Here is a 326-nt window from a genome sequence, read left to right as displayed (position 1 = left end):
GGGGGCGTTGCGCCGACCGAGGCGCTGTCGTTGCTCAGCGACCGGGTGGAGCTGCTCCATCTCCGCGACCTGGCTCCGGGCTCCGGTCTCGGGGAGTTCGAGCACGTTCCACACGGTGACGGGGTAGTGGACATGAAACGCGTGCTCGAAGCCGCGAGCGTCGCCGCCGTCGAGTGGGTCGTCTACGAGAACGAACTCGACACGCCCCCCGAGGAGAAAATCGACGCCGGGAGGCGATTCTTCGATCGGACGCTCGGAGAGTGACCCGCGACGACCGATCTCACCAACCGAACGGAAGCGACTCGACCGCGATACCGTATTTAACA

Annotated in this window: 1 pseudogene; it reads left to right on the top strand. The window is 65.3% G+C overall.

Features of this window, described 5'->3' with window-relative positions:
- Positions 1-264, top strand: a pseudogene (locus EXE44_RS20525) (sugar phosphate isomerase/epimerase); the annotation flags it as partial.
- Positions 265-326: the final 62 nt, after the last annotated feature.

This window comes from Halorubrum sp. SS7 (assembly GCF_005435055.1).
GTDB lineage: Archaea > Halobacteriota > Halobacteria > Halobacteriales > Haloferacaceae > Halorubrum > Halorubrum salinarum.
The sequence above is the reverse complement of the archived record's forward strand: the minus strand, read 5'-3'. Positions and strand labels throughout refer to the sequence as shown.